10 protein-coding genes are annotated in these 12,263 nt (G+C 71.8%); 8 read left to right on the plus strand and 2 right to left on the minus strand.

What is annotated here, in order from left to right; translation table 11 throughout:
- Positions 1–163: 163 nt before the first annotated feature.
- Positions 164–1,153: a LacI family DNA-binding transcriptional regulator gene (locus ABD208_RS10095; RefSeq protein ID WP_344102172.1), complete on the minus strand. Its 990-nt coding sequence runs from the start codon at positions 1,151–1,153 to the stop codon at positions 164–166.
- Between the two features lie 155 nt (positions 1,154–1,308).
- Here ABD208_RS10095 and ABD208_RS10100 point away from each other — a divergent pair, with 155 nt between their 5' ends.
- From ABD208_RS10100 to yicI, 5 genes are all read left to right on the plus strand, one after another.
- Positions 1,309–3,465, plus strand: a complete 2,157-nt coding sequence (locus tag ABD208_RS10100; protein ID WP_425561089.1) for a beta-galactosidase — start codon at positions 1,309–1,311, stop codon at positions 3,463–3,465.
- On the plus strand, positions 3,466–4,794 hold the full coding sequence (locus ABD208_RS10105) for an ABC transporter substrate-binding protein (protein ID WP_344102176.1): 1,329 nt from the start codon (positions 3,466–3,468) through the stop codon (positions 4,792–4,794).
- 1 nt (position 4,795) lies between these two features.
- The gene (locus tag ABD208_RS10110) at positions 4,796–5,761 is read left to right on the plus strand and encodes a carbohydrate ABC transporter permease (RefSeq protein WP_344102178.1); all 966 of its coding nucleotides are present in this window, start codon (positions 4,796–4,798) and stop codon (positions 5,759–5,761) included.
- Positions 5,758–6,651 (plus strand): carbohydrate ABC transporter permease, encoded by an 894-nt coding sequence (locus tag ABD208_RS10115; RefSeq protein ID WP_344102180.1) that lies wholly within the window; start codon positions 5,758–5,760, stop codon positions 6,649–6,651. The genes ABD208_RS10110 and ABD208_RS10115 overlap by 4 nt, the downstream gene beginning before the upstream one ends.
- 103 nt (positions 6,652–6,754) lie before the next feature.
- On the plus strand, positions 6,755–9,097 hold the full coding sequence (gene yicI / locus ABD208_RS10120) for an alpha-xylosidase (protein ID WP_344102182.1): 2,343 nt from the start codon (positions 6,755–6,757) through the stop codon (positions 9,095–9,097).
- Positions 9,098–9,179: 82 nt separating this feature from the next.
- On the opposite strand, the gene ABD208_RS10125 is transcribed toward yicI, so the two are convergent.
- Positions 9,180–9,419, minus strand: coding sequence for a hypothetical protein (locus tag ABD208_RS10125; RefSeq protein ID WP_344102184.1), 240 nt, complete (start codon positions 9,417–9,419; stop codon positions 9,180–9,182).
- 185 nt (positions 9,420–9,604) lie between these two features.
- Here ABD208_RS10125 and ABD208_RS10130 point away from each other — a divergent pair, with 185 nt between their 5' ends.
- The 3 genes from ABD208_RS10130 (at position 9,605) to nrdI (ending at position 12,261) form a co-directional block, all read left to right on the plus strand.
- Positions 9,605–11,053, plus strand: coding sequence for a GH1 family beta-glucosidase (locus ABD208_RS10130; RefSeq protein ID WP_344102186.1), 1,449 nt, complete (start codon positions 9,605–9,607; stop codon positions 11,051–11,053).
- Positions 11,054–11,539: 486 nt separating this feature from the next.
- Positions 11,540–11,782, plus strand: a complete 243-nt coding sequence (nrdH, locus tag ABD208_RS10135; protein WP_344102188.1) for a glutaredoxin-like protein NrdH — start codon at positions 11,540–11,542, stop codon at positions 11,780–11,782.
- 26 nt (positions 11,783–11,808) lie between these two features.
- The gene (gene nrdI, locus ABD208_RS10140) at positions 11,809–12,261 is read left to right on the plus strand and encodes a class Ib ribonucleoside-diphosphate reductase assembly flavoprotein NrdI (protein ID WP_344102190.1); all 453 of its coding nucleotides are present in this window, start codon (positions 11,809–11,811) and stop codon (positions 12,259–12,261) included.
- Positions 12,262–12,263: the final 2 nt, after the last annotated feature.

Raw genomic sequence — 12,263 nt, forward strand, 5'->3', positions numbered from 1 at the left:
TCACGGTTTGACAACGGCCGAGGTCCGGCCGGGAAGCGCTTGCTCGGGAGCCGGCGCCCTACCGCGCGCACGACGCTCCGGTCCGAGGGCGTACGGCGCGGGGCACCGCGCGGCCGCGCGGGCCTATCTCCGGGCCGTGCGCACGACGCCGCGGCCGGAGGGCCTAGCTCGCGGGGCGCGGCTGGATGAGGGCGGGGGCCAGGAGCCGGGTCTCCGCGGGGACCTCGCCCTCGAGGCGGGCCATGACCATGTCGACCGCCGTGCGGCCGATCGCCTCGGCGGGCAGCTCGATGTGGGCGAGCGGTACGGTCTGGGCCGCGGCGACGTCGGCCGGGCAGAGGGCGACGACGTCCGGCTGCCTGCCGGTCTCGGCGAGGCGCGCCAGGACGTGGGGGAGCGCGCCCTCGTTGTGCACCAGCAGGCCCGTCGTCCCCGGTGCCTTCGCGAGCAGGCGGTCCACCGCCGCCCGCCCGCCCGCCGGGCTCGCCTCGCACGGTTCCACCCGGATGGCGACGCCCGCGAGCTCCGCCTGCGTGCGGAAGCCGCGCAGCAGGCGGTCGGCGTAGGAGGTGTGCCGGGCCATGACCTCCGGCGGCGCGCCGATCAGGCCGATCTCCTGGTGGCCGGCCGCCGCCAGGTGCCGGACGGCGAGCCGGCCGGCCGCCTCGAAGTCCAGGTCCACGCAGCTCAGACCCTCCGGGTCGGCGGGGAGGCCGATCAGGACCGACGGCTGGTCGGCCGCGGCCACGACGGGCACGCGCGGGTCGTCGGCCTCGACGTCCATCATCACCAGGGCGTCCACGATCGATCCGCTGGTCACGCGGTCGAGGCCCGAGACGTCGTCCTGCGTGAGCAGCAGGACGTCGTGCGAGAAGTCCCGCGCGCGCGCCACGACCCCGCCCACGAACTCCATGATGACGTGCACGTTCACGCCCACCCGCAGCGGCACCATGAGCGCGATCGTGTTGGTGCGCGACGACGCCAGGGCGCGCGCCCCCGCGTGCGGCCGGTAGCCCAGCTCGGCGATCGCCTGCTCGACGCGCTTGCGCGTCGGGGCGGAGATGGGGCGCTTGCCGGACAGCACGTAGGACACGGTCGACGTCGAGACCTTCGCCTCGCGCGCCACGTCGTCGATGGTCACCGTTCGCTTCACGCGTCCTATCATCGCCGACCTTTCACCCGGATCGCGACGCGGCGCGTCCGTAAGCGCTTCGATTGGAGTCGGGCTCTGGACAACGGCGCGGTGAAGCCGTTAGGTTATTGAACCGCTTCGACGATCGCATCGATGTGATCGTCCCCCGCCGTCCAATGGAGGAACGCGTGCCGGATCGTTTCACAGCGCTCACCGCGGATCTCGGCCTCTGCTACGGCGGCGACTACAACCCCGAGCAGTGGGACACGGTGCGCCGCGCGGACTTCCCGGACCTCGGCGCCGCCGACGGCCCGGACACGGGCCGGGGGTCCGCGACGGTCTGGAAGGAGGACGCGTTCCTCATGCGGGAGGCGGGCGTCAACCTCGTGACCGTCGGCGTGTTCTCGTGGGCGCGCTACGAGCCGAGCCCGGGCATCCGCGACTTCGACTGGCTCGAGGAGGTGCTCGACCTGCTCCACGAGCACGGCGTCGCCGTCGATCTCGCCACGCCGACGGCGTCGCCCCCGGCCTGGCTGGGCCGGGAGTTCCCCGAGACGCTGCCCGTCGACGCGGACGGCGTCCGCCTCGTGGCCGGCTCGCGCAACCACTTCAGCCCGGCCTCGCAGGTCTACCGCGACCACGCGCTGGACATCACCCGTGACCTGGTCGAACGCTTCGGTGAGCATCCGGCGGTGCGGATGTGGCACGTCGGCAACGAGTTCGGTCAGGTGTGTCACGGCGAGGAGTCCGCGGAGCGTTTCCGCGGCTGGCTGCGCGCCCGGTACGGCAGCATCGGCGCGCTGAACGACGCCTGGGGCACGGCGGTCTGGTCGCAGCACTACGACGACTTCGCCGAGATCGTGCCGCCCCGCCGCATGCCGTACCACGTCAACCCCGCCCAGCACCTGGACTGGCGCCGCTACGGCTCCGACCTGCTGCGCGACCTGTACCGAGAGCAGCTCGCGGTCATCCGCGAGTACGACGACGCGCGCCCGGTGACCACGAACTTCATGGGCTTCTTCCCGCTGGTGGACGCCTGGTCCTGGGCCGCGGACCTCGACGTCGTCGCCGACGACACGTACCCCGACCCCGCGGATCCGCACGCGCCCGCCGACACCGCGCTCGTGCGCGACCTGATGCGCTCGCTGCGCGGCGGCGAGCCGTGGTTCCTCATGGAGTCCGCGACGAGCGCCGTCTCGTGGCGCCCGCACAACCTGCCGAAATCCCCCGAGCGGTCGCGGCTGGAGTCGCTGCAGGCGGTGGCGCGCGGCGCCGACGGCGTGTGCTTCTTCCAGTGGCGCGCGTCGCGCGCGGGCGCCGAGCGCTTCCACTCGGCGATGCTGCCGCACGCCGGCCCCGAGACCATGGTGCACCAGGGCGTGCGCCGCCTCGGCGCGGACCTCGCGCGCCTGCGCCCGGTCGCCGGCGGCCGCGTCCCGGCGCGCGTGGCCATGCTGTGGGACTGGCCGTCGTGGTGGGCCGCCACGGAGCCGGCGCTGCCCACCGGCCGGCTCGACCCGCTCGACCAGCTGCGCCGCTGGTACCGCGTGCTGTGGCGGGACGGCGTGGCCGTCGACCTGGTGCGCCCGGGCACGTGGCTCGACGGGTACGACGTCGTCCTCGTGCCGAACCTCTTCCTCATGGAGCCGACGACGGCGGACCGGCTGCGCGACGTGGTCGCCCGCGGCGGCAGCCTCGTCGTCGGCCCGTTCACCGGGGTGGTCGACGGCGACGCGCAGGTGCGGACCGGGCGGTTCCCGGCGCTGCTCAGCGGCGTGCTCGGCGTCAGCGGCGAGGAATGGGCGCCGTTGCCGGACGACGGCGTGCGGCTCTCCGGCGGCCACCGCGCGGAGATCCTCGGCGAGCGGCTGCGCGCCGACGACGCCGACGTGCTGGTGTCGTTCGCGGAGGGACACCTTGCCGGGTCGCCCGCGGTGACGCGCCGCGTGGTCGATGCCGCGGGAGCCGCCCCGGCGCCGGGCAACGGCCGGACGCCGGGCGGCGGGACGGCGTCGTACCTCGGGTGCGTGCCCGACGACGCGCTGCTGGCGACCGTGCTGCGCGACGCCGTGGGACGGGCCGGCGTGGGCGGCGTCGTGCCGGAACTGCGGGAGCTGAACGCGACGCGGCGCACCGGCACCGAGGTCGAGGCCGTGCAGCGCGGCGACGCGCTGTTCCTGCTGAACCATTCGGGCGCCGACGGCGCGCCCGGGGAGCCCGCGCACGTGGTCGTGCCGGGCTCGTGGACGGACCTGCTCACGGGTGAGTCAGTGACAGGCGAGGTCACGGTGGCGCCCGGCGGCGCCGTCGTCCTCGTCGAGAAAGGAAGATAGATGAAGGCGACGACGACGACCCGCGGAGCGGCGGCGGGAACCGCGCTGCTCCTGACCGCGGGGTTCCTCACGGGCTGCACCGGGCAGCCGGTGGCCGGCGGCACCGCCGGCGGCGAGGACTCCGACACCGACACGCTGACCGTCTGGCACTTCGAGTCCGAGGAGTCCGCGATGGGCCAGGCCTGGGCCACGGCCGTGGAGATCTTCGAGGAGGAGAACCCCGAGGTCACGGTCGAGGTCGAGAAGCAGACCTTCGAGCAGATCCAGAAGAACGCCAAGATCGTGCTCACCGGCGACGACGTGCCCGACGTCATGGAGTTCAACAAGGGCAACGCGACCGCCGGGCAGCTGGCCGCGCAGGGCCTGATCGCCCCGCTGACCGACGCCGCCGCCGAGCGCGGGTGGGACCGGACGGTGACCGGGTCGCTCGCGACGACCGGCCGGTACGACGCCGACGGGCTGATGGGCTCCGGCGACTGGTACGGGGTGCCGAACTACGGCGAGTTCGTGGGCGTCTACTACAACAAGGAGATGTTCGCGGAGTACGGCCTCGAGGAGCCCACCACGCTCGAGGAGTTCGAGGACGTGCTCGCGGCCTTCGCGAACCAGGGCGTGACCCCGCTCGCCGAGGCCGGCGCCGAGTACCCGCTGGGGCAGCTCTGGTACGAGCTGGTGCTCGCCTACGGCGACCGGCAGCTCGTGGACGACTACCAGCTGTTCGCGAACGACATCGATTTCCGGAACGAGGCCATGACCCAGGCCACCGAGAAGCTCGCCGACTGGATCGGCAAGGGGTACGTCGCGGGTGACTCCGCGGGGCTCACGGCCGAGGACATGGGCGTGTCGTTCATCGACGGGACCTACCCGATGATGGTCTCCGGTTCCTGGTGGTTCGGGCGGCTGGCCACCGAGGCGAAGCACGACTGGGGGCAGTTCAACTTCCCCGGCAACGAGCTCCACCCGGGCTCGTCGGGCAACCTCTGGGTGGTGCCCGCGAACGCCGGCTCACCGGGCCTGGCCGAGGAGTTCATCGACGTCACGCTGCGGCCCGAGGTGCAGGAGGTGCTCGCTCGGGAGGGCGGGCTGCCCGTGGCCGGGGACGCGTCGGCGATCGAGGACGAGCGGACGCGCGAGCTGACCGAGAACTTCCAGCAGATCGTCGAGGACGACGGGCTCGCCTTCTACCCCGACTGGCCCGTGGCCGGGTTCTACGACGTGCTCGTGAGCGAGCTGCAGTCGCTGGTCAACGAGTCCAAGACGCCCGACGAGGTCCTGACCGGGCTGCAGGAGGCGTACGACGAGGGCAAGGCGGATCTGGTCGGTGAGTGACATGAACCGTGATCCGGCCGCCGGCGTGCCCGGCGACGACGGCGCTCGCCGTCGCCGGGCCCGCCGGCGGCGGGCGGAGCAGCGGGGATACCTGCTGTACCTGCTGCCCGGGGCGGTGGCGTTCGGCGCCGTCATCGGGTACCCGCTCGTGACCAACGTGTACTTCAGCCTGTTCGAGTGGCGCGGCGGGTTGTCGCCGCTGCGCTGGACCGGGCTGGGCAACTACGCCGAGCTCCTGGGCGACGGCGACTTCTGGACGTCCTTCGGGAACTCCGTGGCCATGGTCGTGGCGATGGTGGTGGTGCCCACGCTGATCGGGCTGGTGCTCGCCGCCGTGCTGTTCGACTACCTCGGGCGGCGGTTCGGGGCGCGGGTGGCGTCCGTGCTGCGGGCGACCTACTACCTGCCGCAGATCCTGCCCGTCGCCGTGGCGGGCGTGCTGTGGAACTGGATCCTCAACTCGCAGTCCGGGGCGCTCAACGCGATCCTGCGCGGGGCGGGGATCGAGGACCCGCCCAACTGGCTCGGTGACCCCTCGACCGCGCTGCCCTCGGTGATGCTCGTGCTGATCTGGGTGCAGATCGGGTATCCCGTGGTCATCTTCATGGCGGCGCTGCAGCGGGTGGATCCCGAGCTGTACGAGGCCGCCGAGCTCGACGGCGCCGGGTGGTCGCGGCGGTTCCGGTACATCACCGTGCCGCAGATCCGGCCGGAGACCTTCGTCGTGACGCTCACCTGCACCGTCGCCGCCCTGAAGGTGTTCGGGCCGATCTACGTGCTCACGCGCGGCGGGCCCGAGAGCTCGACGCTGGTGCCCAGCTACTACTCGTACCTGAACTTCTTCGACAAGTCGCAGGTGGGGTACGGGGCCGCCGTGGCGACCGTGCTGACCGCGGTGATCGTCGTGGTGGCCGTGGTGATCCTCGCGCTGCAGGCGCGGGCCGAGCGGGCGGAGGAGATCCGATGACGACGACGACCACCGCCCCGGCTCCGGTTGCGGCCCCGGGTCCGGCGGCCGTGACCGGGAACCGGTACCGCCGCGGCGTGACCCGCTGGTTCGTGCTCGCCGCCGCCGTGCTCGTGGCGCTGGCCGTGCTCGCGCCGTTCGGGATCATGCTCCTGAACGCGTTCAAGTCCCCCGCGGACTACTCCGCCAACGGGCCGCTGGCCTGGCCCACGTCGCTGTACCTGGACGGCGTCGTCGCCTTCTGGGAACGCACCGAGTTCCCCGTCAAGCTGTGGAACTCCGTGTTCATCTCCGGGGTCGTGGCGCTCGCGGGCACGCTGCTGTCGCTGCTCAACGCGTACGCGATCGGCGTGGGGCGGGTGCAGGGGCGGATGTGGATCGTGACCGTGTTCCTGCTGGCGAACATGCTGCCGCAGGAGGTGCTGGTCTACCCGCTGTTCGCGGTGGCGCAGTCCGTCGGGCTGTCCAACTCGCAGTGGTCGGTGATCATCATCTTCACCGTCATCCAGTCGGCGTTCGGCACGTACCTGCTGGCCTCGGTGCTGGGGACGTTCCCGCCGTCGGTGCTGGAGGCCGCGCGGCTGGACGGGGCGGGGCGCTGGCGCATCCTGTGGAGCGTCGTCGTGCCGATGGTGCGGCCCACGCTCGCGGTCCTGATGATCTTCTTCTTCGTCTGGACCTGGAACGAGTTCTTCATCCCGCTGGTGATGCTCACGACCAACGACACGCAGACCATCCCCATCGCGCTCGCGTCCCTGCAGGGCGACCGGATGATGGATGCGCCGACCACCAACGCGGGGGCGCTCGTGTCGCTGATCCCCGCGGTGCTGTTCTTCCTGGTGTTCCAGCGGACCCTGACCCGGGGCGTGGCGGCGGGAGCGGTGAAGTGAGCGGCCGGGCGGGAGACCGGGCGCGCAGGCGTGCACGTGCCCACGAGGCCATGAGAGCAACCGTCGGCGGCATCGGCGTCGTCGTCCTGAGGGAGAGGCTTACATGAAGTTCACAGACGGTTACTGGCACACCCGCCCCGAGGTCGACGCGTTGTACGCGGTCGAGGTGGACGACATCCGCGTCGACGAGGCCGCCGGGACGATGACGGTCTACGCGCCGACGACGACGATCCGCGGCCGCGGTGACACCCTCAACCGGCCGCTGATCACCGTCACGTACTCGTCGCCCGCGCCGGGCGTCGTCACCGTGAAGGTCGAGCACTGGAGCGGCGGGGCGCGCCGCGGCCCGGAGTTCGCCGTCACGGGCGAGGAGGGGTTCCGCCCCGCCGTGAAGCTCGACGACGACGCCGGTGAGCTGACGTCGGGCAACCTCACGGTCCGGGTGAGCCGCGGCGGGCCGTGGAACGCCGCGTTCACGTGCGAGGGCCGGGACCTGACGGCGAGCCTGCCCAAGTCGGTGGGCGTGATGCACGTGGCCGGGCGGGCGCACCGCACGGACACGGCCGTCGCGCGGGGCCTCACGGGTCTCGGGCCCGACGGCGTGACGTCGTGGGTGCACGAGCAGCTCACGCTCGAACCCGGTGAGCAGGTCTACGGGCTCGGCGAGCGGTTCGGGCCGTTCGTCAAGAACGGCCAGGTGGTGGACATCTGGAACGAGGACGGCGGCACGGCCAGCGAGCTGGCCTACAAGAACGTGCCGTTCTACCTGACCAGCAAGGGGTACGGCGTGTTCGTGGCGCACCCGGAGCGGGTGTCGTTCGAGGTGGCCTCCGAGGTGAACACCCGCGTGCAGTTCTCGGTGGCGGGGCAGTCGCTGGAGTACCACGTGATCGCCGGGCCGGAGCCGAAGGACGTGCTGCGGCGGTACACCGCGCTCACCGGGCGGCCGCCCGCGGTGCCCGCGTGGTCGTTCGGCCTGTGGCTGTCGACGTCGTTCACGACCGACTACGACGAGGCCACCGTGAACGAGTTCGTGGACGGGATGGCGCAGCGGGACATCCCGCTGAGCGTCTTCCACTTCGACTGCTTCTGGATGCGCGAGTACCAGTGGAGCGACTTCGAGTGGGACCCCCGGGTGTTCCCCGATCCGGAGGGCATGCTGGCGCGGCTGCACGAGCGCGGGCTGAAGGTGTGCGCCTGGATCAACCCGTACATAGCGCAGCGCTCCGCGCTGTTCGAGGAGGCGCGTGCGGCGGGTTACCTGGTCAGGACGGCCGACGGCGGCGTGTGGCAGTGGGACCTGTGGCAGGCCGGGATGGGGCTGGTGGACTTCACCAACCCGGACGCGACGGCGTGGTACCGGTCGAAGCTCGCCCGGCTGCTGGACCAGGGCGTGGACTGCTTCAAGTCGGACTTCGGGGAGCGCGTCCCGGTGGACGGCGTGGTCTGGCACGACGGCTCCGACCCGCACAAGATGCACAACTACTACGCCCAGCTGTACAACGAGGCGGTGCACGGGCTGCTGGTCGAGCGCCGCGGGGCCGAGGACGCCGTCGTGTTCGCCCGGTCGGCGACCGCGGGCGGCCAGACGATGCCCGTCCACTGGGGCGGCGACTGCGACTCGACCTTCGCGGCCATGGGCGAGTCCCTGCGCGGCGGGCTGTCGCTGGGCCTGTGCGGGTTCGGGTACTGGAGCCACGACATCGGCGGCTTCGAGAACACGCCGGATCCGGCGGTCTTCAAGCGCTGGGCGGCGTTCGGGCTGCTGTCCTCGCACTCCCGGCTGCACGGCTCGCAGTCCTATCGCGTGCCGTGGGCGTTCGACGACGAGGCCGTCGACGTGGTGCGGAAGTTCACGCACCTGAAGATGTCGCTGATGCCGTACCTGGCGGGTGCCGCCGAGCAGGTGCGGTCCGACGGGACGCCGATGATGCGCGCGATGCTGCTGGAGTTCCCGGGCGACCGGGCGGTGCACACCCTCGACACCCAGTACATGCTGGGCGACTCGCTGCTGGTGGCGCCGGTCTTCCGCGCCGACGGCAGGGTGGACTACTACCTCCCGGCGGGGGAGTGGACCCGGCTGCTGCAGCCGGGCGGGCCGGCCGTGCCGGGCTCCCGCTGGGTGACCGAGGAACATGGCTTCGACTCCCTTCCCCTGCTGGCGCGGCCCGGTTCGGTGATCCCGGTGGGGTCGCGTGACGACCGGCCGGACTACGCCTGGGCCGACGGCGTGACGCTGCGGTGCTTCGAGCTCCCGGACGGGTACGAGCGCGACGTCGTCGTCCCCGGTGGTACCGGGGAACCCGCGACGTTCACGGTGCGGCGCACCGGCGACACCGTGCGGGTGAGCACCACCGACGCGCCGGCCGGCTGGGGCGTCGAGGTTTCCGGGCGTACCGCCCGGGCCGCGGGCGCGGGCGAGGTGGCGATCACCTTGGGCGACTGAACCCACCTCGGGCCGCTGGACCGCGGGTCCGGCGAACTCGGCCACCAGGGGGCGGCCGAGCTCGCCGGGCCCGCCGGGGGGCTCAGGACGGAGGCGCGTCCAGGTCCGCGCCGCCGTGCAGCACCGCGGCGCCGGACGGCGTGCCCGCCGGGCGGGGCGGGCCGGCGGGCACGTGCAGCACGGCAGGGCGCACCACGACGTCGTACCGGGTGCCGAACTCCGACCGCACGGGATGCGTCGCATCCGTGCGCCGGTATGTGATCCTCGGCGTGGTGAGCACCGCGTCGATCGCCGCGGCCAGGGCCGCTTCCGTTGCAGACATCCCGTGCACCTCCGTCTCCGTCATTAGCACGTACGTTCGATCCTAACCCCCACCCACCACAACCGCCACCGGTCATTCCACGACCCGGTCGCCACGAGCGACCATAGACCCGCTCACCGACACTGATCCCAGCACCTCGACGGCGTTCACCAGACGTCCGTCGAATCGATTCCATGGAGGCTCGCATGACGACCACGAGTGACGCCCGCACGTTCCCCGACGACTTCGTGTGGGGGTCGGCGACGGCGTCGTACCAGATCGAGGGAGGCGCGACCGAAGGCGGACGTGGCCCGTCGATCTGGGACACCTTCTCCCACACCCCCGGCAAGACCCTCAACGGCGACACCGGCGACGTGGCGGACGACCACTACCACCGCTGGCCCGAGGACGTCGAGCACATCAAGAACCTGGGCCTCGGCGCCTACCGCCTCTCGATCGCCTGGCCCCGGGTGCAGCCCGGCGGCACCGGCGACTTCAACGCCGAGGGCATCCGGTTCTACTCCGACCTGCTGGACGCCCTGCTGGCCGCCGGCGTCAAGCCCGTGGTAACGCTCTACCACTGGGACCTCCCGCAGGAGCTCGAGGACGCCGGCGGCTGGGCCAACCGCGCCACCGCCGAGGCCTTCGCCGTCTACGCCCGCCGCATGGCCGAGGAGCTCGGCGACCGCGTCGACGTCTGGACCACCCTCAACGAGCCCTGGTGCAGCTCGCTCCTGGGCTACGCCTCCGGCGTGCACGCGCCGGGCGTCACCGACGCGGCCACGGCGCTCGCGGCCATCCACCACCTGAACCTGGCCCACGGCCTGGCGGTCACGGCGATCCGGGACGTGCTCGGCGAGTCCGCGAAGACCTCGATCACGCTGAACCTGCACGTCGTGCGCGCCGACGACCCGTCGTCGGACGCCGACCTCGAGGCCAAGCGCAAGGCCGACGAGATCGCCAACGAGTCGTTCCTCGGCCCCCTGCTGGAGGGCGCGTACCCGGCCGGCCTGCTCAAGCGCACCGCGTCGGTCACCGACTGGTCCTTCGTGCGGGACGGCGACCTGGAGCTCATCCGGCAGCCGCTTGGCGTGCTCGGGGTGAACTACTACTCGACCGCGCGGGTGCGCGCCTGGTCCGGCGAGGGCGAACGGCAGCAGGCGGACGGCCACAAGGACTCCGCGGGCAGCCCGTGGATCGGCGCCGAGGACATCGAGTTCCTGCCCCAGCCCGGCCCGCACACCGCGATGGGCTGGAACATCGAGCCCGCCGGCCTCACCGACCTGCTGCTCGAGCTGCACGAGCGGTACCCGGACCTGCCCATGATGGTCACCGAGAACGGCGCCGCGTTCGACGACGAGGTCACCGAGACCGACGGCGTCAAGCGGGTGCACGACCCGCGCCGCGTGCAGTACCTGCACGACCACGTCGAGGCCCTGGGCCGGGCCCGCGACAAGGGCGCCGACGTGCGCGGGTACTTCGCCTGGTCGCTCCTGGACAACTTCGAGTGGGCGTACGGGTACGACCGCCGGTTCGGCATCATCCGCGTGGACTACGACACGCAGGAGCGCACCTGGAAGGACTCCGCGCACTGGTACCGCCGACTCGCGACGACGGGCGTGCTCCCGGAGGTGACCGAGGCCGGACCCCGGTGATCGCGAGCCGGTGACCAGGCTCCGGATGACACGCCCAACCGGTCGCGACACGCCGGGAGTTCAACTCGGGTTCGCATGAAGTTGGCGGGTGGTTCGTCCGCTTTCCAGACAGCCTCGCGGTCGTCGTCGGCTCGTGTCCGACGGCGGCCGCGGGCGACTTCAAGGCTATGTCGGACAGGGCGCGCCGGTGGCATTCGTGAGGCACGTGACGGGCGTGGACGCGCGTCTCGCAGCCCGTCCGGACGCGCCTCCCGGAGAGTGTCGTACCGGCGTGGCAGCATGGTCCGCGAGCCTGGCCCGGCCCTCTCGCGCGGCCGGTGCGTCGGGTGCGTCACACCCGCCGACCACAACATGTCGTTGCCGAGCGAGTGTCAGACACTAGGTGTAGTGTTTTGATCAGCGGGTGGATGAGACGCCCGCGGCAACCACATCGGTGTAGTTCCACCGATGTTCTTCGAGGTCACACCTACCCAGGGGAGGGCGGACATGAGCGTCACCGTCTACAGCAAGCCGGCGTGCGTCCAGTGCGACGCAACGTACCGCGCGCTCGACCGCAAGGGCATCGAGTACACGGTCGTGGACATCACGCAGGACGCCGACGCGCTCGAGATGGTGCGCGGCCTCGGGTACCTCCAGGCACCGGTCGTCGTGGCCGGCGACGAGCACTGGTCGGGCTTCCGGCCGGACAAGGTCATGGCGCTCGCGGCTGCCCCGGTGGTCGTCGCCTGACAGCTAGCGAAGGCAGGGGCGGAACGATGGGATCCCTGGTTTATTTCTCCAGCGTCTCGGAGAACACGCACCGGTTCGTGCAGCGCCTCGGGCTCGAGGAGCTCGGCATCCCGGTGCACCGGATCCCCGTGCGCCCGGCCGACGGCTTCCTGCGCGTCGACGAACCGTACGTCCTCGTGGTCCCCACCTACGGCGGGGGCAACGAGGGTGGCTCGGTCCCGCGCCAGGTTCGCAGGTTCCTGAACGACGAGCACAACCGGTCGTTCATCCGCGGCGTGATCGCCGCAGGCAACACCAACTTCGGGGCTGCGTACTGCATCGCCGGGGACATCATCGCTGCCAAGTGCGACGTCCCGTACCTGTACGCGTTCGAGCTCCTGGGCACAGCGCAGGACGTCACACGCGTCCGCAACGGATTGGCACGATTTTGGCAACAGCAACCACACACCCCGCCCCGGCAGGTACCGCTCTCGGCCTGACC

This window comes from Myceligenerans crystallogenes (genome assembly GCF_039529775.1).
Classification (GTDB): Bacteria; Actinomycetota; Actinomycetes; order Actinomycetales; family Cellulomonadaceae; genus Myceligenerans; species Myceligenerans crystallogenes.